Here is a 21916-nt window from a genome sequence, read left to right as displayed (position 1 = left end):
GGCACCGAGCCCGCCGACCCGCAGCTCGCCGCGCTCTGGCGGCGCGAAGCCCGCACCGTCGCCGCGTACCGCGACACCTACGGCATCGACGAGACCAGCACGCTCGGACTTATCGGCGACGATGCTCGGCAACGTGCCGACGCTGCACAAGCACGCGCGTCGATCCTCCGCGCGCAGCAGATCGCGGCACGCGCCGCCGAACCGGAGCCGACGGCACCTGTCGCCAGGGCCGCCGCGCCGCGCCTGTAAAGGCGATCGCTCTCGTCGGCCCCGCGCCTAGCGCGAGACCGACGGGAGTCGACACGATGATCGGCTTGCTCTTGCTAGCCGACGTGCCTTTGGCTGGGGTGCCTGGACTCGAACCAAGAATGGCGGTACCAGAAACCGCTGTGTTGCCAATTACACCACACCCCACCGGGCCGAGAATCGAGTCTACCAAACCGAAAGAGGGGTCCGTGCACGCGGTCAGCGCGGCGCCTCCCGACCGGGGGTTTTAGCGCCTCCCGTTGCGTCCCTTCCGCGTGTCGCAGGTCGGGCGTACCCTGGGTGTCGAGGTAGTAGCCACGATTTCTAGGTTGCTTGCGACGGTCCCCTCGGGACGCTCACCACATGATCTACCTCCTCGGCGGAGCTACGCACCCTCTCAGGAGGCGGACACCATGTTCCGACTGCTCTGGAATCTCAGCATCCGGGTTCGGCTGTTTCTGCGGACCTACATGCCGACGAACGTCCTGCTCGCCGCTCTGCGGACGCGACGCGGCCTGAAGTGGGGCGTGCCCGCCATGCTGATCGCCGTGCCGTACCTGCTCGGCGCGTGGCTGCTGACCGTCTGGATCGCTGACGGCGGGCCGGGCTGGCTCAACCTGCTCGTGCTGCTGTTCATCTGGAACGCGCTGAAGTTTCTCGTCAACGGCCCGATCACGCTGATCCTCCTGATCCGGGCGCGCGTCGCCGAGCGGCGTGACCGGCGACTCGCCGAGCGTGAGTCGGCGGCATACACGATCAGCGCGGACGCCCCGCTGCTCACCTCGTCGCGCGCTTGACGAGCCCGTAGCCGGGCCTGCCGTCGCACCTTCCCTGTGCGCACACCGCGCATGGGCAAGGGAGCGACCGATGCCGTTGCCGCGCTACCGCGCCGAGATGTTCATGGACTCGGGCTGGCCGTCGGGCACAGCCGAGCGCAAGGCGCGGTTCGTGAACACGCTGCTTCGATTCATCGCAGACGACTACCCGCGCGAGCGGTTCACCGAGCCGCTCTACCAAGCCGTCTCCAACCACGGCTACTTCGGGTTCATCGCGCACTACGACATCCACGGCTTCTACGACGAGCAGCTCTCCACGCCTGACCGCCGCACCCGCTTCCTGGAAGACCTCATCGACGCCTGCGAGCGCGACGCAGGCACCGTGCGACCCGACCTCTGGACGGATGTGAAGGCCGTCCTGCTCCAGCGGCTCCGCCCCAGCTCTCCCTGGGCCGAGCTGAGCCCCGTCGAGGCGTTCGGAGTCTCGGCTTCGACGCGGCCCGGCGCGCCGACACTGTTCTGAGCAGTATCGAGAGCGTTTGAATCCCTCGGTCGGCCGCTCGCCTCACTGACAGCGACTTAGGACGGCTGCTCGGAAGAGGCAGGAAGTCGGACGCTGTAAGTAGTCTGGACGGCAGCCGATAAACGAGACCGGGGAACCAGCGTGACCGCAGCTAGCCGCGAACTTCACATCACTCAGGCGCTAAACGCGCACCGCGACCAGCCGGGTGGTGGCGAGCAGACAGGGCTGTCGCTGGGCGGGAGCCGCCGACTGTTGCCGGTGATTGAGCTGCCCCTCAACGTGCCGATTCTCAACGCGCGGAGCTTCCGCATCTCGGCCTACCTCGACAGTCATCCCAAGCGCGCGCTCGTCGAGAGCGATCCCGAGTCGGCAGAGTCCCAGGAGGTCGTCGCGAATCTCGTGCGCCAATCCCATCGGCACCGCGACGATCTGAAGGAGAGCCTTCGGGCTGACGGCCAGGAACAGGTCGGTGTCATCACCCGGAGCGGCAAACTCATCAACGGCAACTCGCGTTGCGTACTGCTGCGAGACCTTCTTAAAGAGGGCAAGATTGCACCAGCCTCGACGATCCGCGTGGCAGTCCTTCCGGCCGACGTTGGCAATGCTGAGCAGCTCCTGCTTGAGAACACTTTCCAGCGACAGAACCCCTTCATCGACGACTACAACCTCGTCGGATACCTGCAGATGCTCCAGGCACTCGCAGACAGTGGACTCTCGGATCAGGCCATCGCTGCCCAGGAGCGCGGCATCAGCGCCAAGCGCGTCAAGGAGTTGCGCGAAGTGCTCGTCTTGATGAATCGAGCGCGGACGCTCCCCTCCAAGCCGTTGCCGATCTCCGCCTTCATCCGTGAGGAGAACCAGCAAGAGAACTGGCTGGCCCTTCGCAACAAGGTTCAGGAGATCGACAGTCTGCACCCCGACCGCCAGGCGGGCGACGACTTCATCCGTCAGTGGCTGCTGTCGTTCTTCACTGATCACGATTCCGTTCACCAGCTTCGTAACGTTACCGAGGAGTGGGTACAGCGCGATGTCCTGCCGCACCTTGTCGACGCAGGAAAGGACGGCGAGCTGATCCACGATCACGCGACAGCTGTCGCGCCGGAGTCGAGTGAGGATGCCATCACCGAGGTGGCCCCTGCCGGGCTTGATCTGCTCGGTGGTGAGGACGAGGTCGACTCGCCGAAGACGGCGGCTGCGCAGACCTTACTCGACTTGGCCGTGCAGTCGGCGCAGGATCCGGACCAGGAGATCACGCTGCCGGATGGCTCGACCCGCACAGGTCAGGAGATTCAAAAGGTATTGAAGGCTGCCGTCCGGGAGGGCCTCGACGAGTCGGCGCAGCGGCGCAAGAATTCGAACCGGCTGACCCGGCCACAGACGGAGGCCGACAACGCCGCTCAGTCGCTGAAGCGTCTTCTTGAAGCGATCGAGGATGTGGCAGAGGATGCGGACTTCACCCCCAGGCTCGGCGATCTGCGAACGTCGCTCGACACTATCCAGTCCAGGCTCGAAGAGGCCAACGATCTCCTGAGTGCGATCCCAGCAATGGAGGCTGACGAGGAGCCTACCGAGTGACAGGCCAGCTTCACGCTGGTTTCGAGGGGAGGCCGGCGCGTATCGTCCTTACCGGCACAGGTATCCCGAACGATGCTTGGACCGAGATCGCACTGGTCGTCAGCGGCGACATGAACGGGTCGCGGACGGAAATCCGCACAGGAGTTGACTCGTTCCTACGAAGCAAACAACGGCTGCGTGGGGCGCTCCGAGCGCACACCGTGACGCTCTCTGCCGATGAGCGAGTCAAGACCTTGCTCGGCAGGGACGAGAAGGACATTGCCTTCCTGCGAGACCTGTCATCCGCCGAAACTCCGCCTGCGGTCGACCTGGATGCTGCCCTTGCAAGCGGGCGCTACCAGCTGAGTCGGACACTACGAGACTTCCAGAGCCGTGACCTAGCGAAGCTGATCTCGCTCAATCACGGCGCCAACTTCTCGGTTCCCGGTGCAGGCAAGACGACCGTCGCTTACGTCGCTCACGCCATCGAGGAGGCGAAGGGACGTGTCGACAAGTTGTTGGTAGTCGCGCCGCTGTCTGCCTTCGGCGCATGGGAGGAGGATGCCGACGCAGTCCTGTCGCCAGCGCCGAATGTCGCTCGTGTAAAGAGTGACGGTGTCCCAAGTGCGGACGTGGTGCTGGTCAACTACCAGCGGCTACCGGGTGCCGTCGACGATCTAATCGCGTGGGCCACCAACCACAGAGTCCACCTGGTGCTGGACGAAGCGCACCGGGCCAAGCGTGGCATCACGGGGGAGTGGGGCCGGGCGCTGCTCGCTCTTGCGCCGCACGTCATTCGCCGCGACGTCCTCACCGGAACCCCCGCGCCTAACCAGGCAAAGGACATCGTTTTCCTGCTCAACTTCCTCTGGCCGTCCGGCAGGGCTACAGCGCAGATTCCAGATTGGGCGCTGGCACCACAGCCACCGGCCCGTGCGATGCGCGCAATCAACGAGGCGATCTCGCCGCTATTCGTCCGCACCACCAAGACCGAGCTGGAAATTCCAGAGCCTCGTATTCGCCGAGTTCGTCTGGACATGCACCCGCTCCAGCAGCAGATTTACGACGCACTCCTGAACCGCTATGCGGGGCTGCTTGACCTGTCGAGGCGCGACGCTCTGATGTTCGCTCAGATGGGCGAGGTTACGATGTATCTGCTTCAGGCGGCATCGAGTCCACGCCTCCTACGTTCCAGTGCCGACGCGGCCCGCGCGTACCGCTTCCCGCCATTGGCGATTCCGGCCGGATCGCCTCTCGCGGAATTGGTGGAGAGCTACGCCGACCACGAGATCTCCGCGAAGATCGAGGCAGTCTGTCGCCTGGTGTTCGAGAACGCCAATCGAGCCGAAAACAACAAGACCTTGGTGTGGTCGAACTTCCCAGGCAACTTGCTCGACCTTGAGCAGCAACTGGCCGCGTTGGAGCCGGCCGTCGTCTATGGCGGAGTGCCGAGCTCCGACGATGCCCCGGCCGGCAAGCGGACTCGGGAGCGTGAGATCGAGCGGTTTCGGTTTGACCCGAACTGCAAGGTGCTATTGGCGAATCCGGCGGCGCTCGCCGAAGGCGTCAGTCTCCATCGCGAATGCCACGACGCAATCTACTTGGATCGCACCTTCAACGCGGGCCAGTATCTGCAGTCGCTCGACCGCATCCATCGACTCGGGTTGGAGCCAGACGTCGAAACGAACTTCACGATCTTCTCCGCCAACGGCACCATCGACGACCGCGTCGACAGTCGTGTGGAGGCGAAGGTGGAGCGGCTGGCGCAGCTTCTGGCCGACGACCACTTGGTCGAGCTATCGCTCCCCGACGATGAAGAACCGGCTGCCGTTCTTGACGATCAGGCCGACCTCGAAGAGGTGCTTGCAGAGCTAGGTCGGCGACGGGACTAGGCGCTGATGCCTACCGACTTCCAGGTGACGGCTGCCCTTTGGGTGGCGCGTGCCATCGACCCGATCGGCACTGATCAACCGACCCTCGAGCGAACCTTCCACCACGCGGTGACCCAGGGACGTTTCCCGCGCCAAGACCTTGACAACGCCTACCGGTTCCTGCTCGATGCCGGCCTGATCTTGCCGCAGGTTGGGCGAGCATCGCTTCACGAGTCCGTAGTCCCGCTTCTGGCGTTGCCTGACGACACGGCGTTACCTCTGCTGGCCAGGCTTCTGGGTGACGCACCCGGGCTCGAGGATGACTTTGCTGATGCAGTTCGTCGCGCCGAGATCGGCGCACTCGGCGAGAATGCAGTGGTGCGCTGGTGCGTCGAAGAGCTGGTCGAAGTCGGTCGCCGTGATCTCGCCGAGCAGGTCAAGCGAGTAAGCCTGGTAAGCGACCGCTTCGGCTATGACATCACCGCTCCTACCGTGCGTGCGGACCCAAGGATGCTCGAAGTCAAGGCGTCGACATCGGGTAGTGGCAAGACCTTCCGTTTCTTCCTGACCCGCAACGAATACGAAGTCGGTCGTCGACACCCCCGCCAGTGGGCGCTCGTCGCGTGCGCTGTGGCGGCGGACTCCGTGACAATCCTTGGCTGGTGCCGGGTGTCTGAGTTCGAGCGATACCTACCTGACGACGGGAATGGTCACTGGACCGAAGCGAGGGTCTACTTGCCAGTCAGCGCGCTGCTCTCGGGAGTTCCTTCAGCGGTCGACTGATCACCCTCGATTGCTGAGGCGGGAATGAGCACCTGCCGAAGTCCACCCGGCTCAAGCTTGAGGAGACCTGCACCTTGTCGGCGGGCTGCCCCCTTCAGCGCCGTCTGTCCATCCTCGGAGCGCAGCCACGCGATTACTGCCTGCTGTTGATCGGTGGAGACCTCGGGCTTCCAGGTGATCCCATACAGGTTGTTGGTAATCGTCGCGCCGATCAGGTTCTCCACCAGCTTGAAACGGTCCTGCGTCATTGAACCAATCAGCACGTCGGGCTTCCGAACCTCAGCGGTGAGGTCAAACCACACCGTCCTGCGCGCGCAGAGCACACGCTCGTTTACCTTTGCTGCTATCGCGGCGTCGACCAGTTTCCTCAGAGCCGGGTGCTTGGCGACGAGTGCCTCGGTAGCGGTCAAGAGATAGCGGACGGCGCGATCCGACACTGAATTTAGGGTCTGCTCGTCTAGCGCCTCAGGTAGCTCGTTCAGCCGCGTCACAACCCGCGTGAGCGCCTCCACTGGCAACGGCTTTGCCTCTGCTGCCGAGATGACGAACGTGGCGTTCGCGCCAGTAGCGACGCCACGATGCACACCAGCCAATTCTGAGAGCGGCACCGGCTCAAGCTGGTGCGGTGCCGCAGCGGGAGCTGTGGTGATGTCGAAGGTTGGACGCCACGATGCAGGAACCGCGCCGGCGCGGTCAAGCTCTACGCCTGATGCCTCACGCCATCGGGCGACTCGGAATGGTCGTGGCTCATCGGACTTCGTTCCGATGAGCAGCGCAACAGCATCCACTTGAGCGCCGCCAAAGAGGTCTTCCGACTCGACTAACCGAAGTTCGACCCGGCGACTCTTGTCGTTCCACATGGCGGCACGAAGGTCGCGCGCGTAGTGGGACTCCAGCCACTGAGCGGGCAGCAGCAGGCTCAGGCCGTCCGACGGGCCAAGTTGCTTGATCGAGAGCGCGGTGATTAGCGTGGACAGGCTTGCCCGCGATCCGCAAATGTCGTCGGTGAGCCGGGCCAGGCGTTGCCGATCTCCGAGGCTCAAGAGCTGGGCGCGGGTGTACGGCGGGTTCCCAAGGATCAGGCGTCCGCCGGGCGGGGGTGCATCGTCTGAGATGATCCAGTCGGTGTAGTCAGCGCGCACCAGCTTCACCCTCGTGGAAAAGTCCTCGGCATCACTCGTCGCGGCATCGGAGAAGAGCCGAACAGCCAAGAGCCCGAGCGTGATCGGGTTGATGTCGACTGCGAACACCCGAGCTTCCGGCCATCGCTTCGCAGCTTCGGCCGTGAAGACACCTACTCCTGCACCGACGTCGATCACGCTCTTGGGGCTAGAGCCCTCGGTGTTCGTCCAGAGGTCGAGCATCAGCTTGACTTCGTTGGACGGAGTGAAGAAAGTGCCGAGCTGTCGGCGATGGGCCTTCCGAACCACCGCCGAGTAGAGCAACGCCAACGTGCCATCCGGGTCAGCGGCGAGGACGGTTCGCAGTTCCTCCATGTCCTCGGTTGGAGGCTCGGCTCCATCGCGCATCCAGGAGCGGACTTCCTCTGGGAGGTCGGCGATGTGTTCCGGCGATACTAGGGCGCGAGATATGCCACCAACGGCGTGTAGGGCCTTCCGCTCTCCGGCGTCCAATCCAGGCACCCAGCGCGCCTCGACCTCCCCGTGGGAGGGGGCATGGAGCCACCTCTCAAGATTGCGCGGGAGTGAGAGCGTCATGAGTTCCAGTCTTACCGAGAACGACTGACGTGACCGAATCCGAGTTCTTTGGGTGAGGCGACAGTCCAGGCAACTGGCTTGTGCGGCCGTGACATCCGGGCGGACGCGGGGGTCCCGTTTTCGGTCCCGAATAGCCGCCGGGGAGCCCCGATTTACCACGGGTCAACACGGGCTCGTTGTAGACTTGAGGCATCCATATCGGCATAGGTAGGCGGGTTCCTGGACGGAGCACGGGCTGAACCGGGTGGATCGACCAAATCAATTGTTCTTGGTTCGAGTCCAGGTACCCCAGCCATGCGATCCTCGTCGTTCCGCGGAAGAATCCCTCTGACAGTCATCTGCTGACCGGCCGCCCTCTGCCCGATGTCAGCAGAAGCGTCATCAATAACCCTCCCAGGGCGTCAGTTTCGCTGTGGGAGTACTGGCCGAGGCGGGTTGCCCCTGGTGGTGGCTGGGGCGAGCTACCCCGCGCCGCCGCGACGCTGCGCGAGTGGGCAGCACAACAGGCCGAGCGTCGTGCCGGGGCCGACCCCCGCGTGATCGACGCCGCCCAGCATCTCGAAGCCGCTAGAGCCGAGCGTGACGAGATGCGAGCGCGGCACAAGCAGGAGCACCGGGCGCTGTTGGTCAGCGAGTATGGGCCGCAGGCCGCGATGCGCCACCGGGTCGGGATGCGGCTGCCGAACCCAGCACGGCAAGCAGGCCAGGCGCGCCAGCAAGCCACCGCGCTACGAGCCGAGGCCGACTACCTCCGTGCTCTACCAATCCGCGACGCCGCCGCACGGATCGAAGCCACCCGCGCCGAACACGAAGCACGACAGCAAGCACTCGCCGAACGCGAACAGCTACTCACCGAGCTGACGGAACGTGACCCTTACCGCGGCGACCCGCGCCGTGACGGGTCGACACGCGGCCTGTAGGAAGAAGGTTTGATTGCCAGGCGCTTGTTCTGCGCATCGCAGCAGGAGTAGTCGGTAGCGGGGCTTAGTCGAGATCGTCTTTGCTCAGTGCGAGTACTCGCGCCAGCTGCCGAGAGACCGCACGCATCTGCTCGGCGGTGAGTGACCCAACCCGGTTCCCGAGTTCGTCCTGACGCACCGTGACGAGCTTGTCCGCCATCACGTAACTGGTCTTGTGGAGACCGTTGTCTGGAGCCGGATCGACTTGTACGCGCTCGGCGTCTGGCCGCTCGAATGAAGTGAGCAGGCACAGCACTACCGAATCAAACTGGTCAAGATCGCCTTGCACGACGACGACCGGACGCGCTTTGGCCGCGTAGCGGTCATCGCGCAGCGTCCAGATTTCACCGCGCTGCATCAACCAGCTTCCCTGCCGCGCGGGAAGCGAACTCAGTCGCGTCGTCTTCCGTGTCGAACGGCTCAACGTCGGCGGCCAAGCGCACGTCGAACGGGAACCCTCGGTGCTGATTGAATGCAGCAACGAAGACCCGCATTGCGTCAGCGGGCGTGGTCCCCAGCCGCCGTGCGGTTTCACGGAACAGTTGCTCTTGGGACGTCTCGATACGGGTAGCGAGCTGCACTGTGCTCGCCGTGCTTCGGGTTGCCGTCGTATCACTCATTACTACCTCCTAATCACAAAGACTACCACCTGCCATCAAGTAAAGGAAGGCGCTGGTCTTGCCGGCGGGCTGCACCATCGCAAAGAACTCCTTGCGCCGAGCAAGTCCCCTGCTCGGTGAAGGTCATCAACAACGTCATCAGAAACCCCTCAAAATCATCCGAAACGGCCAGTATCAACCCGTAGGTACCGGGTACACCAATGCCATGAGATCCGCGCAACGGCGCGGATCGATGCCGATCAGCACCGGTCGGGAACTGGACTCCGAGGCCCTCAATTGTTCTTGGTTCGAGTCCAGGTACCCCAGCAGCTACTCCCCTGATTTCAAGCGGCAATCAGGGGAGTTCCCATGTCAGCCGCACCCCGGGTTTCGATATCCGCCGGCGTCAGGCCGTCACGGCGCGCCGATGTGCCAGCACTTCACGCACGCGGCGGTTGAGGAAACGTAGCGACTCCTGCACGAGTGGTGCGTCCATGCTGCCGCGGCGTACGACAGCGAGCACTCTGCGTGAGGGGCGTTCGGGTCCGGACAAGCCGACGCGGACGACGTTCTCGAACCCTTCGACTCTCATCAGGCGTGGCACGAGCCCCATCCCCATTCCCGCGCCGACCAGTGCGATCGCTGTTTCCCATTCCACCGCTTCGTGTGCGATGCGGGGGGTGACGCCGGCGGCGGTGAATGCGGCGGTGAAGAGTGCGCGGTAGGGGCCGCCGCGCTGGTCGGTGATCCAGTCTTCTCGTGCGAGCTCGCGCAGAGTCACGACTTTGCGAGACGCCAGGGTGTGCCACGTCGGCATCATGACGTCGAGGGGGTCATCGAAGAGGCTGACCTGGTCGAAGCGGTCGTCTCGCTCGTTCGTGACGGTGGCTTGCGCGGCGATCACGAGCGCGAGGTCGAGTCGCTCCGCCGCGAGAAGTTCGAGGCAGCGTTCGGGGTCTGCCTCGATCACATGCACGCGTGCACCGGCTTGCGTCTCGCGCAGGTGACCGGCGAGCGGCGCGAGGAGATTGGCGGCTGCGGTCGAGAATCCGCCGATGCCGAACGCGATGGGGCCTTGCTGCTCGCCGCGCAGCACGTCCGCCCGAATGCGTTCCCACGCTTCGACCAGGGCATCTGATCCGGTCACGAGGCGGCGGCCCGCGGAGGTGAGTCTCAAGCCACGGCCGTCCTTGGTGACGAGCTTCACACCGAACTCGCGCTGAAGTTCACGCAGATGCGTCGACACGGTGGATGCCGAGGCGCCGACCAGCTCGGCGGTGGCGGAGACGGTCCCGCACAGGGCGAACGCGCGCAGGGTCGCGAGGCGATGATCAATCACACCAATATTCTGCACAATAATCTCGTTGATTTGGCCACTGTTTTGCATGATGGTTACTCTCCAGAGCACCCACCATCGCGCTCCACCCCCATTCCACCTGGAGAGAAGATGAACTACACGCTTACGCGGCCTCGTCCTGACACGCCCGCCAGATCGTCGCTCATTTCAGAAGACACCGAGGCCGAGCTCTCCGCGCTGCTCGAGCGTCGGCGCAAGGGCTATTCGCTTGAGGGGCCGTTCTACACGGACCCCGAGATCTTCAAGGCCGACATGGAGGGGATCTTCGCGAGGTATTGGATTTTCGCCTGCAGCATCGCCGAGATTCCCGAGCCGGGCGACTACGTCACGTTCGACTTCGGGCCGTACGCCCTGATCGTGCTTCGCGACGACGACGGCGGCGTCAATGTCCTGCACAACATCTGCCGCCACCGCGGCGCGCGCGTGCTCACCGCTGAAAGCGGATCGACCGGCAACCTCGTCTGCGGTTACCACTCGTGGACCTACGCGCCCGACGGCACTCTCGTCCACGCGTCGACGGCACCGGGCGAGAAGCTCGACACGAGTTGCTTCGGGCTGAAGAAGGCGCACAGCCGCGTCGTGGCAGGGCTCGTCTTCGTCAACATCTCCGCCGAGCCGCCCGCAGACTTCGATGACGTCATCCCGCTGATCGAGCCCTACCTCGAGCCGCACGACATCTCGAAGACGAAGGTCGCCTACCAGCAGACCATCGTGGAAGAGGGTAACTGGAAGCTCGTCATGGAGAACAACCGTGAGTGTTACCACTGCGACGGACACCCTGAACTCGCGTGCTCGCTTTTTCCGACGTGGGGTCTGCAAGAGGGGATGATCCCCCCGCACCTCGAAGAGGTATGGGAGCGCAACGTCGAGGCCAAGCTGGCCCTCGAAGCGCGCTGCGACCGCTACGGCCTCCATCACGAGGTGCTCGAAGAACTCGACACGCGCATCGCCGGCTTCCGCATCTCGCGCGAATCGCTCGACGGTGCGGGCGAATCGTTCTCTGCGACGGGCCGCCGCCTTTCCAAGAAGCTGCTCGGCAGCCTTCGTGACTTCCGTCTCGGCCGCTGCTCGCTGCACTTGCAGCCCAACTCCTGGTTCCATTTCCTGTCGGACCACATCGTGACCTTCACGGTGTTCCCGATCGACGTCGGTCACACGATCGTGCGTACGACCTGGCTCGTCGCCGACGACGCCGTCGAAGGCGTCGACTACGACGTCGATGAGCTCACGCACGTGTGGAAGCAGACGAACCTGCAGGACAAGGCGTTCGTCGAGCTCTGCCAGAAGGGAGCCGCGAGCCCGTTCTACGAGCAAGGGCCCTATATGGACAGCGAGTATCAGGTGGAGGCGTTCATCAACTGGTACACGCAGCGCATGCGCGAGCACCTCGCATGAGCTTCAGTACCTCACCGATCCACTCGCATGAGCCGCTGCGCATCAGCGGGCTCGAAATGCCGTGGAATCGCGCTCTCCGCGCGGCGGCCGAGACGAGTACCAACGACGTCGGCCGAGCGGAGGTGGCATCCGTAGCGCGTGCGCTCGCACCGTACCGTCCGCAGGAGTTTCTCGCGGAGTGCGTCGAGGTGTGTGATGAGCCCGGCGACATGATGACCTTCATGTTTCGTCGTGTCGATGGCGCACCGCTCTCGTTTCGTTCGGGGCAGTACCTCAACATCGAGTTTCCTGTGCACGGACCGGATGCCGATCCGGTCGACCGCAGCTACTCGATCTCCAGCCCGCCCACGAGGCCGCACACATTCACGATCACGATCAAACGCGACCCGAAGGGACTCGTCTCGCCCTGGGCGCACGACTTCCTTCGTCCGGGTATGGTGCTCGACATGCTGGGGCCTGTGGGCGCTTTCCACCTACCAGATGCCGATCGCCGCGCGCGCTACCTGCTGCTCGCCGCGGGGGCCGGCATCACGCCCATCATGTCGATGGTGTACACGATCCACGATCTGCCCGGAGATGCGGACGTCGTGCTTCTCTACCATGCGACGCGGCCCGGGGGATTCGCCTTCTCAGACCTGCTGGAGTATCTCGCGGCGACCGATTCCCGCATCAAGGTGTACTGGTCGCTGGGCGGGCACCGGGCTCCCGATGACTGGGCCTGGATGGCCGGGCGCATCTCAGCCGGCATGCTGAACGAGATCGCTCCCGATGCGAATGGCCGCCAGGTATACGCGTGCGGTCCCGAGGAGTACCTCCGTACGGCTGAAGAGCTGCTTCGGAGCGTGGGAGTCGATGACACGTCGATCAACATGGAGTTCTTCACGGGTGACCATCAGACTCGGGCAGAGTATGCCGAGGAAGTGGCGCTGGCGTCGGACGTGGCCGAAGAGGCTGCCGACGCGGACGGTGCCGAACCAGACCTCTACGGTCCTGACGCGGAGGTCGATGGGGGTGGCATTGGTGTTCCGGTGAACGTGCACCTCACGGCTACGCCGGTCGTCCCGGAGACTCCGGTTTCACGCGTCAGTGATGCTGATTCGCCGATCGACGGTGCCGAGTTCGCCACGGTGGGGGAGGGAAGTCTCACGATGTCGTTCGTCCGCAGCAAGCTCAACGTGCGGATCAACCCCGACGAGCGGATTCTGCGCGTGGCCCAGCGTGCGGGCGTGCGCATCCCGGCCAACTGCCAAGACGGCATGTGCGGAACCTGCAAGATCGTCAAGCTCGACGGCGACGTCGATATGAACCACCAGGGTGGCATCCGGGCCCGCGAAATCGACGCGGGCAAGTTCTTGCCGTGCTGCTCGACGCCCCTCACGGACTTGGTGCTGGAAGCCTGACACGCGGGGCGCCCCGGTCTTCGGAGCGCCCCGCCCGGGTCAGCTCTTACAGGAGCGCTGCCGCGCCGTGGGGCGGGAAAGTCTGGGTCATGTCGCGAGACGAAGGCGCAGATCCGGACACAGTTCCTCACCGAGTCGATCCTGCTGGCGATCATCGGCGGCATCGTCGGTGTGCTGACCGGAGTCGCGGCGACAGCCATCTACGCCACGTCGAAAGGTTGGACCATCGTCATACCCGCGCAGGCGTGGGTCGGGGGCATCGGGTGCGCGATCCTCATCGGCGCGCTCGCGGGCATTTTTCCGGCCATCAGGGCCTCACGGATGCCACCTACTGTGGCACTGCGATCTGGGTGATGGGGGCCGTTCAGGAATGTGGCCCGACCGCTGACGCGTGTGGCCCGGAGAGTCGTCGAGGGTAGGCCCGTACCTCCGTGGTGACGGTGGCGGCCACACGGTCGCCCTTGCCGTGCACGACTGGTGCGGGCACCCGCGCGCGGACCATGTGCCCGCTATCCAGCATGACGCTCAGGAGAGCGTCGTGACCGAAGTACTGGATCGAGCCGACGGTAGCGTTGGACGCCGCAGGAGTCGCGGCCAGTTCGATCTGTTCTGGGCGAATGAGGATGGTCACTTCGCCGGGGCCCGTCACCGGGTGGCCGAGGATTCCGAGGTGTGTCGCGGTGCGGCGACCATCGGTCTTCGCTTCGAGCACGTTCGCCTCGCCGAGGAAGATACCGGTCCACAAGTCCGCGGGCGCCGTGTACACCGATTCGGGAGTGCCCATCTGGCGGACGCGTCCGTCGGCGAGAACGATGAGCCGACTCGCCATGGAGAGCGCTTCGGCCTGGTCATGGGTCACCAGCACGGCGGTGGTCCCCGTCTCGGTAAGCGCGGACCTCACCCGGTCGCGAACGGCGGTGCGCAGGCCGGCGTCGAGGGCGGAGAATGGCTCGTCCAGCAGTAGCACGTCGGGTGCCGGGGCCAGTGCGCGCGCGACGGCGACCCGCTGAGCCTGTCCTCCGGACAGCTGATGCGGAAGCCGGTGCGCGTAAGGGGTGAGATCAAGCAGGTCGAGTATCTCACCGACGCGCGCAGTGTGCCGGCGCAGGCGCGGCAACCCGAACGCGATGTTCTCGGCGGTAGTGAGGTGGGGGAAGAGGGCGCCATCCTGCGGAACGAGACCCACTCGACGCCGCTGAGGGGGGAGACCGTCGAGCGATCGCTGCCCGAGTCGTATGCTGCCGGTGGCGTGGCGGTGCAGGCCGCTGATGGCACGCAAAAGCGTGCTCTTGCCGCTGCCACTGGGCCCAAGAACCGCAGCCATCGCACCGGCGGGGACGGTGAAGGTGACCTGGTCGAGTACGCGTAGGTCAGCGCTACGGGTGGGATGCCAAGCGATGAGGTCGTCAACGTCGAGCTGCATGGTACTCCGGTCGGGAGAGGAGGTACGCGGGGATGCTGGCCACCAGGACGAGGGCGATCGCATAGGGGCGGCGGCAGCATACGCGGTCATCGTGGTGTGTCGCCAGAGCTCGGTGGCGAGGGTGTTGGCGCCAATCGGCAGCAGCATCAGCGTGGCGGGGAGCTCCTTCATCGCGGTGACGGCCACCAGGAACCCGCCGGTGGCGATGCCGGGCGCGGAGAGCCGCGCGGTGACAGTCGCCCAGGTAGTGGCGGTGCTACGACCGAGGTTGTGGGAGATGTCCTCGAGGGAGGCAGGTACCTGTTCGATCGCAGAGCGAGCGGATCCGACGGCCTTGGGGAGGAAGATCACCGCATAGGCGAGGCACAGCGCGAGTGCGCTCTGGTAGAGATCGGGCAGCACGTTCAGTGTGAAGAACACGAGCGACAGGCCGACGACGAGTCCAGGGATCCCGTTGCCGAGGTATACGACCGACTCGAGAACTGCGATGAGCCGGGACCAGTAGCGTGCGGCCAGCGTCGCGACCGGCAGGCCGATCGCGACCGCAAGGAGCGCACCTCCGAGACTTAATGTGAGTGTGGTCCAGGTGCTTTCCAGGAGCCGCGCCCAGTCGAGCTCGGTCGGCCGACTCTCGAGCCCTCGCCGCAGGAGCGCGATCGCGGGGATGCCGAGGCTCACGGCCGCGAGGACCATCAATCCAGACATCGTGACAGATCGTGTCACCGGTTCTGCGATTCGCGGAGCTGGCGCGATCGCTGCGGCGGGGTGCCCCCCGCGCCGGGCGTGGCCGCGGACGGTGCGTTCGATGAGGACGAGGGTGAGGGAAAGGGCGACCAGGACGAGCGCGGTCGCTGCGGCGAGCGTTCGGTTCAAGCCTCCCTCGAACGCGGAGTAGACGGCCCACGTGAGCGTCTGTACGCGCAACAGCGACGGGGACCCGAAGTCGGACAGGGTGTACAGCGCAGCCAGCAGCGCTCCGGCAAGAGCGGCCGGTGCGATCTGCGGCAGTGTCGCGGCCCGGAACGCGCCCAAGGGGCTGCGGCCCAGTGTGCGGGCGGCGTCTGCGGGCCGCCGGTCCGCAAGCCGGAAGGCGGCGGCCACGGGGAGGGTCACATAGGGCGTGCAGGCGAGGATCATGATCGCGGCAAGGGGCCAGAACCCGCTCAGGCCCGGCCAGGTCGACACCCAGGCGAACGCCATCAGATACGAAGGGATGGCAAGCGGCAGGGCCGCCAGCACAGGCCACAGCCCGGCCATGGGAAGTCGGATCCGCGCGAGCGCCCATCCGGCCGGGACCCCTAGCGCAAGGCATACGATCGAGACAGTGATCGACAGTGCGAGCGAAGTCGTCGTGAGAACGAGAGTGCGTTCGCGCAGCAAGGCGCCCGAAACGGCCGCTGGGTCGGCCTCGGCGAGACGGATGACGAGGTACACGAGCGGGATCGCGGCGATCGCCGCCGTCGTGGTCCCGGCGAGCAGCAGGAGTAGGGGAGGCCGCCGACCCGGTGACCTCCCCGTGCCTGGGGCGCGGAAAGGGGTCAGATCAGTCCGACCTTCGTCAGCAGAGCCAGTGTGCCCTCCAGGTCGGCGAGCTGGGAGTAGTCGATCTCGGGTCCGCCGAGATCCTCGAGCGAGGGAACGTCCGCTGGCGATGGCGCGCCAGGGATCAGTGAGTACTCTCCGGTCTCCTCCACGAAGAAGGTCTGCGCCTGCTCCGAGACGAGGAACTCCACGAACTCCAGCGCCTCCGCAGATTCCTCCGACCCGGTCAGGATTCCCGCGCCGGTCACGTTGACCAGCGCACTGACCGTGCCAGGGTCCCCGAACTTCAGCTGCGCGCGCACGGCGTCGGCGCTCCCCGCCTCCGCCGCCAGCGGCACCCAGTAGTAGTGATTGGTGAGGCCGACTTCCAGCGCCCCTGTGTTGACAGCCTCGACCAGCGGGTCGTTGCCGGTGAAGATCTCCGCCTCGTTGGCAATGAGTCCGTTCAGCCACTCCTCCGCAGCGGCTTCTCCTTCCAGCACCCGCATCGCGGTCAGGAACGATTGGAACGAGGCGTTGGTCGGCGCGAACCCGATGCGCCCCCGCCACGCCGGATCGGTGAACTCGTGCACATCGGCGGGCACCTCATCGGCGCTCAGCTTCTCCGAGTCATAGATCGCCACGCGGGCTCGGCCTGTCAGGCCCACCCACGCGCCGTCCTCTGAGGTGTAGTGGGGCTCGACGGCTCCCGTGACGACCTCCGGCAGCTCGGTGAGCAGTCCCGCGTCGCGTAGTGCGCCCAGCGCGCCGGCCTCCTGTGAGAGGAACACTTGCGCGGGAGTGCGCTCACCCTCTTCGAGAAGCTGCGCGGCCATCTCGATGCTGTTCGCGTACCGCACCTTCACCGTGATCCCGGAAGACTCCTCGAACTGCTCGATGATGGGACCGACGAGATCCTCGGCGCGACCGGAGTACACCACCAGCGTCCGTTCCCCGTCGGTGCTCGGCTGCGGGTCGGCGGTGTCCGCAGCGGGCACGCAGGCGGAGAGGAGGAAGGCCGAAACGACCATGGTGGATAAGAGAGCGACACGGGGGCGCGCAAATCGCATGATGAGGAACAACCTTCTGCAGTGAATGGGATGCCGAACGGCTTAGGCAAGCCTAAGCTTGGGATATTCCGCGCGCCTTCCCTAAAATTTGGGGGGTGCCCACCCGTGTTCTCCTCGTCGAAGATCACCAGACGCTCGCAGACCTGATGAGAGAGCGTCTCGACGCTCAGCAAGACCTCTGCTGCGTCGGTGTCGCGCACAGCGTGCAGGGGGCGCGGTCCATCGCCGGAGCGGTGCCCTTCGACGCGGCCGTCGTGGATCTCGGACTTCCCGACGGGGACGGAACGACTGTCGTCAGCGAACTGCGCCGCATCGCCCCTCGCGCCCACATCGTCGTGCTGACTGCACACCCACGCTCCGACCTCGCCCGTCGAGCACTCGGCGGCGGCGCCGACCGCGTCCTTCCCAAGCGTGGCACCTTCTCGGACGTCCTCGCCGCACTCCGAGATCGCGCATTCCCCGCCAGCCCACACGGTCGCGCGGACGAGGTCATCCTGACTCCGCGCGAACGCGAGGTTCTCGCGTTGCTTGCCACAGGTACCGATGTCCGGGGCGCCGCAAACGTCATGGGGTTGTCAGAGTTCACCGTTCGCGATCACGTGAAGTCGCTTCTCGCGAAGCTCGGCGCACGCAGCCAACTCGAAGCGGTCATCACGGCAACGCGCGTCGGCATCCTCCTCCTGGAGCCCGAGTGACACGCACGATCATCCCCCGACCAGCACGACGCGCCGTTGTCGTGCACGCACTGTCCACCGCGCTGGTCACCGCGACAGTCGCGGTGTTGGCAGTGGGCATCTCCACAGCCGCGGCGATCGAGGCGACCCACGCCAACGCTGCCTCGATCGCCGACACCGTCGCGCACACCGTCGCCGCCCCGCTCGCCCGTACTGACATCACCAGCGGCGGGCGCGAAACTCGTGCGGCCTTTCTTGCCGAGATGCAGCCCTTCATCGACGCGGGCGTCATTGACAGGGCCAAGGTCTGGCACGTGGAGGGTGAAGACGTCGTGGTGTTGTTCTCCGATGAACCACGGAATGAAGGCACTCGCCGCCCGTTCGACCCCGACCTCGCGGCGCGCCTCGATGACGGCGAAGTCGTCGTCTTCGATGTCCCCGACGACGCAGAGCATCAGCACGAATTCGGGCAGCCGGGAGCTCTGGAAGCGTTCATCGGATTCGAGGACGCCCAGGGGGAACCCATTCGTCTTGAGCTCTACCTGCCCGCCAGTGGTCCATCCACGCTGACCAGCATGCTCGCCGCTATGCTCCCCGTCGCAGTCCTTGGTCCCCTCATCCTCGGCGCTGCGACTCTTCCGCTCTCCGTCCGCCTGGCCCGCCGTGTCCACCGTGCGGAGAACGAGCGGCAGAAGCTGCTTCGTACCGCTCTCGCCGCGTCCGACAGAGAACGGCAACGCCTTGCGGCCCGGCTCCACGACGGCATCATCCAGGATCTTGCCAGCATCGGCCTCACGCTCGAGAACCTGGGCGTCCATCAAGTCAGCTTCAACGCAGAGCACGCGGCGATCCTCTCCCGCCTCGGTGGTGTCGTGGATGCGGATATCTCTGAGCTGCGCGCCATACTGACCGGACTCACGCCCGCCCCATTCAACGACTCTCTCGAACGCAGCCTGCACAACCTCGTTGCAGAGCTCACTGCGTCCACGACCCGAATCACCCTCCGCATCGACGAACCGATCGCCGCCAGCCCCGAGGTGGCCGCGCTCGTCTACCAGGTGGCGCAGGAAGTCATCCGCAACGCACTCGATCACGCCGCGCCCACTCTTGTCGCCGTGCACCTCCGCGACAAGAACGGACGCACTGAGCTCGATGTCACCGACAACGGACGAGGCTTCTCCCCGAACTCGCCTGCCGACGAAGGCCATGTGGGCCTTCGCCTCATCCGACAGGCCATAGCCCTCAGCAACGGCACCTTCGTCGTTGAGAGTTCACCAGCGGGAACCCACGTTCACGCGTCCGTACCGAGTCGGATCACGTCACCCACGTCCTAGACCTCGCATCGTGGGGAGCTTGCGGTCCCCGGCCGCAGGTCGCGTCGCATCGGGAGCGAACCCGCGACGACGCGACCGCGTGAGACGACGGCGACGATGCGCGAGACGTCAAGGTCGACGAGATCCTCCCAAGGGCGCCCCCGCATCACAACGAAGTCCGCGGTGTAGCCCACGGTGAGCCTGCCGAGCGAATCGGCCCGCCCGATCACCGAGGCTGCGCGCGTGGTGGCCGACGCGAGTGCGCGCGCGGCATCCCACTCGAACAGCTTCGCCATCGCGCGGATCTCCTCCATCTGGTCGCCGAAGGCGACGTGATGTCCATTGGCATCCGTTCCGAGAACGAAGTCGACGCCGGCGTCGACGGCGCCACGAAACAGCGCGTCGCGCTGTGACACGAGCTCTGCCGCCTTCGCCGACTGCTCGGGCGAGACGGCCCGCGCTCCCGACGCGATGCGGTCGTTGATGAGAATGGTCGGCGCGATCGATACGCCCGACGCCGCGATGCTCCGGGACTGCTCCGCCGTGACGAGAGTCCCGTGCTCGATGGAGTCGGCTCCCACGTCGAGCGCGATGCCGATGCCCTCTGCCGTGTGGGCGTGCGCGGCGACCGGAAGCGAGAGCGCGTGCGCTTCATCGACGATGGCGTCGAGCTCTTCGCGAGTGTGATTGCGCCATGACGCCTTATCACCCACCGAGAGCACACCACCGCTCGTCGCGATCTTTATCCCGTCGGCTCCCGCGCGCGCCCACTGCCGCACGAGCTTGCGGCAGGCGTCGGCACCATCGGCTGTCGGCCGCCGCTGCGTGACGGCCGGCGGCGTGAACAGGTCGCCGTGACCGGCGGTCATGCTGACCATCCCGTACGCCAGGAGCCGAGGACCCTCGACGATCCCGGCATTCAGGGCACGAGCGAGTGAGAACTGGATGTCGTCGGCGGAGAGGTCCCGGAGGGTGGTCACCCCCGCTCGCAGCGCCGTCCGCGCGTTCGCGAGGCCGTGGAGCACCTGCTCCTCGGGACGGGTCGTCACCGGCCACGACAGGAAGTCGGTGTGGCCGGTGCCGGCATAGCCGATGAGATGGACGTGCGTGTCGATGAGTCCCGGGATCACACCGAGGCGCGTGCCCGGCGCATCGACCCGCTTGCTCGCCTCGACCCGGGCGATCGTCGCGTCGGCGCCCTCGACGAACCACTCCAGATCGACGCCCGACAACAACTGTTCACCGTTCCAGACATCGACATTCTCGATCCGCATGGTCACATGCTCCCACTCCACGTCGGCGCATCCGCTATCGTCGGCCCATGACCGGCTCCGACCTTCCCACCGTAGACACCGTCATCCTCGGCGCTACCGTCCTGACCTCGACGACGCGCCCCGCGCCCGGCTACCCCGATCTGCCGCAGGAGGACAAGGCCGCCAGGGGGACGGTGACATTCCTCGCCGACCACGCGATCGGGATCGCGAACGGCGTCATCTCGTGGGTGGTGCCGTCGGCATCCGTTCCCGCCGCCGTCCTCGACGCCGCGCGCGAGCGCGTCGATGCCGTCGGCATGGTCGCATTCCCGGGGCTCATGAACGGGCACACGCACTCGCCCATGACGATGTTCCGCGGATCGGCCGAGGACGTCTCGACCCACGACTGGTTCTCCAAGTACATCTGGCCGATGGAGGTCAACCTCACCGACCGTGACGTCTACCTCGGCGCGAAGCTCGCGATCGGCGAGATGCTCCTCGGCGGGGTCACGGCGTTCGCCGATCACTATTTCGCCACTGAACAGATCGCCCGCGCCGTTGAGGAGACCGGAGCGCGCGCCCTCCTTGCCTCCACCTTCTTCTCGAGCGAGGGCGCCGAGGGGATCGGCCGTTCCGCGCGATTCGCAGAGGAGTGGAACGGCGCCGCGGGCGGCCGCATCACGACCGCGATGGGACCGCACGCGACATACACCGTCGACGATGCCGACCTGGAGCGGACGGCCGCTCACGCGGCGCGACTCGGCATCCGCACGCACATCCATGCCGCGGAGAGCATAAGTCAGACCGAGTCGAGCCTCACCAAGCGCGGCGTCACGCCCGTGCAGGTGCTGCACGACACCGGCATCCTCGCCACCGGCGCGATCATCGCGCACGGCGCGGGGATCGTCGAGAGCGACATCGAGTGGCTGAGCCCGTACGCGGATCGTGTCGGTGTCCCGGTATGCAGCAAGGTGTATATGAAACACGCGCACCCGACGACGCCGGTGCGGGTGCTGCACGACGCCGGAATCACCGTCGGCATCGGTACCGACGGACCCGCCTCCCACAACACGCTGGACATGTTCGAGAGTCTGCGGATGATGTCGCTCAAGCAGAAGGATGCCGCCCTCGACGCCACGTGGCTGACCTCGGCGCATGCGCTCGACCTCGCCACGCGTCAGAGCGCGGCGACGTTCGGCCTGGGAGACGTGCTGGGGGCCATCCTGCCGGGCTACCAGGCCGACATCGTGCTCCTCGATCCCTCCGGCCCGCACATGCAGCCGATGCACGACCTCGCCGCCGCGCTCGTCCTCAGCGCGCGGGCCAGTGACGTGCGCACCGTCCTGGTCGCGGGCGAGGTCGTGGTTCGCGATGGAAAGCTCACGAGGTTCGACGTGTCCGAGGCCATCGCCGAACTGAACGCCCGCATTCCCGAGCTCACCGACCGCACCAAGGGCACAATCCAGAACTACGCGCCCTGA

20 protein-coding genes and 1 tRNA gene are annotated in these 21916 nt (G+C 65.7%); 13 read left to right on the top strand and 8 right to left on the bottom strand.

Annotated elements, in window-relative coordinates; genetic code table 11:
• Positions 1-249: hypothetical protein (locus WBP48_RS00905; RefSeq protein WP_424434694.1), on the top strand; the 249-nt coding region annotated here is incomplete at its 5' end.
• 90 nt (positions 250-339) lie between these two features.
• On the opposite strand, the gene WBP48_RS00900 is transcribed toward WBP48_RS00905, so the two are convergent.
• Positions 340-414 (bottom strand) — tRNA-Gln (locus WBP48_RS00900).
• A gap of 245 nt (positions 415-659) precedes the next feature.
• Here WBP48_RS00900 and WBP48_RS00895 point away from each other — a divergent pair.
• The 5 genes from WBP48_RS00895 (at position 660) to WBP48_RS00875 (ending at position 5753) form a co-directional block, all read left to right on the top strand.
• Positions 660-1043: a sulfate permease gene (locus WBP48_RS00895; protein WP_424434691.1), complete on the top strand. Its 384-nt coding sequence runs from the start codon at positions 660-662 to the stop codon at positions 1041-1043.
• A gap of 70 nt (positions 1044-1113) precedes the next feature.
• Positions 1114-1545, top strand: coding sequence for a hypothetical protein (locus WBP48_RS00890; RefSeq protein WP_424434688.1), 432 nt, complete (start codon positions 1114-1116; stop codon positions 1543-1545).
• Between the two features lie 141 nt (positions 1546-1686).
• Positions 1687-3120 (top strand): hypothetical protein, encoded by a 1434-nt coding sequence (locus WBP48_RS00885; protein ID WP_424434685.1) that lies wholly within the window; start codon positions 1687-1689, stop codon positions 3118-3120.
• Positions 3117-4991 (top strand): DEAD/DEAH box helicase, encoded by a 1875-nt coding sequence (locus tag WBP48_RS00880; RefSeq protein ID WP_424434682.1) that lies wholly within the window; start codon positions 3117-3119, stop codon positions 4989-4991. Before WBP48_RS00885 ends, WBP48_RS00880 begins: the two co-directional genes overlap by 4 nt.
• A 6-nt stretch (positions 4992-4997) precedes the next feature.
• Entirely contained in the window at positions 4998-5753 is a 756-nt protein-coding gene (locus tag WBP48_RS00875) for a DUF3883 domain-containing protein (RefSeq protein WP_424434678.1), read from the top strand.
• Here the strand turns inward: WBP48_RS00875 and WBP48_RS00870 are convergent.
• A complete protein-coding gene (locus WBP48_RS00870; protein WP_424434675.1) occupies positions 5702-7249 on the bottom strand; it encodes an SAM-dependent methyltransferase in 1548 nt (515 codons plus the stop codon). The genes WBP48_RS00875 and WBP48_RS00870 overlap by 52 nt on opposite strands.
• Before the next feature lie 809 nt (positions 7250-8058).
• On the opposite strand from WBP48_RS00870, the gene WBP48_RS00865 reads away from it, so the two are divergent.
• A complete protein-coding gene (locus WBP48_RS00865; protein ID WP_424434672.1) occupies positions 8059-8391 on the top strand; it encodes a hypothetical protein in 333 nt (110 codons plus the stop codon).
• 64 nt (positions 8392-8455) lie between these two features.
• Here WBP48_RS00865 and WBP48_RS00860 read toward each other — a convergent pair whose 3' ends face one another.
• From WBP48_RS00860 to WBP48_RS00850, 3 genes are all read right to left on the bottom strand, one after another.
• Entirely contained in the window at positions 8456-8788 is a 333-nt protein-coding gene (locus WBP48_RS00860) for a type II toxin-antitoxin system PemK/MazF family toxin (RefSeq protein ID WP_424434669.1), read from the bottom strand.
• A complete protein-coding gene (locus WBP48_RS00855) occupies positions 8775-9050 on the bottom strand; it encodes a translation repressor RelB (protein ID WP_424434666.1) in 276 nt (91 codons plus the stop codon). The genes WBP48_RS00860 and WBP48_RS00855 overlap by 14 nt, the downstream gene beginning before the upstream one ends.
• A 385-nt stretch (positions 9051-9435) precedes the next feature.
• The gene (locus WBP48_RS00850; RefSeq protein ID WP_424434663.1) at positions 9436-10368 is read right to left on the bottom strand and encodes a LysR family transcriptional regulator; all 933 of its coding nucleotides are present in this window, start codon (positions 10366-10368) and stop codon (positions 9436-9438) included.
• 108 nt (positions 10369-10476) lie between these two features.
• On the opposite strand from WBP48_RS00850, the gene WBP48_RS00845 reads away from it, so the two are divergent.
• From WBP48_RS00845 to WBP48_RS00835, 3 genes are read left to right on the top strand one after another with little or no spacing between them, the layout of a single operon-like run.
• Positions 10477-11781, top strand: a complete 1305-nt coding sequence (locus WBP48_RS00845; RefSeq protein WP_424434660.1) for an aromatic ring-hydroxylating oxygenase subunit alpha — start codon at positions 10477-10479, stop codon at positions 11779-11781.
• Positions 11778-13181 carry a flavin reductase family protein gene (locus tag WBP48_RS00840; protein ID WP_424434657.1) on the top strand — a complete coding sequence of 468 codons (1404 nt, stop codon included), beginning with the start codon at positions 11778-11780 and terminating at the stop codon, positions 13179-13181. Before WBP48_RS00845 ends, WBP48_RS00840 begins: the two co-directional genes overlap by 4 nt.
• A 57-nt stretch (positions 13182-13238) precedes the next feature.
• On the top strand, positions 13239-13535 hold the full coding sequence (locus WBP48_RS00835; protein WP_424434697.1) for an ABC transporter permease: 297 nt from the start codon (positions 13239-13241) through the stop codon (positions 13533-13535).
• A gap of 10 nt (positions 13536-13545) precedes the next feature.
• Here the strand turns inward: WBP48_RS00835 and WBP48_RS00830 are convergent, their stop codons facing one another.
• The gene (locus WBP48_RS00830) at positions 13546-16038 is read right to left on the bottom strand and encodes an ATP-binding cassette domain-containing protein (RefSeq protein WP_424434654.1); all 2493 of its coding nucleotides are present in this window, start codon (positions 16036-16038) and stop codon (positions 13546-13548) included.
• A 104-nt stretch (positions 16039-16142) separates the two neighbouring features.
• Complete coding sequence (locus WBP48_RS00825; protein ID WP_424434651.1) at positions 16143-17156, bottom strand: iron ABC transporter substrate-binding protein; 1014 nt, start codon at positions 17154-17156, stop codon at positions 16143-16145.
• A 134-nt stretch (positions 17157-17290) separates the two neighbouring features.
• On the opposite strand from WBP48_RS00825, the gene WBP48_RS00820 reads away from it, so the two are divergent.
• Together WBP48_RS00820 and WBP48_RS00815 are read left to right on the top strand one after the other, a co-directional pair.
• Positions 17291-17890, top strand: a complete 600-nt coding sequence (locus WBP48_RS00820) for a response regulator (protein WP_424434648.1) — start codon at positions 17291-17293, stop codon at positions 17888-17890.
• Entirely contained in the window at positions 17887-19203 is a 1317-nt protein-coding gene (locus WBP48_RS00815; RefSeq protein ID WP_424434645.1) for a sensor histidine kinase, read from the top strand. The genes WBP48_RS00820 and WBP48_RS00815 overlap by 4 nt, the downstream gene beginning before the upstream one ends.
• Here the strand turns inward: WBP48_RS00815 and WBP48_RS00810 are convergent.
• Positions 19200-20456 carry a metal-dependent hydrolase family protein gene (locus WBP48_RS00810; protein WP_424434642.1) on the bottom strand — a complete coding sequence of 419 codons (1257 nt, stop codon included), beginning with the start codon at positions 20454-20456 and terminating at the stop codon, positions 19200-19202. The two genes, WBP48_RS00815 and WBP48_RS00810, sit on opposite strands and share 4 nt — an antisense overlap.
• A gap of 47 nt (positions 20457-20503) precedes the next feature.
• On the opposite strand from WBP48_RS00810, the gene WBP48_RS00805 reads away from it, so the two are divergent.
• Complete coding sequence (locus tag WBP48_RS00805; RefSeq protein ID WP_424434639.1) at positions 20504-21916, top strand: amidohydrolase; 1413 nt, start codon at positions 20504-20506, stop codon at positions 21914-21916.

This window comes from Microbacterium sp., assembly GCF_049661145.1.
GTDB lineage: Bacteria > Actinomycetota > Actinomycetes > Actinomycetales > Microbacteriaceae > Microbacterium.
This window is presented reverse-complemented; position numbering and strand designations above follow the sequence as displayed.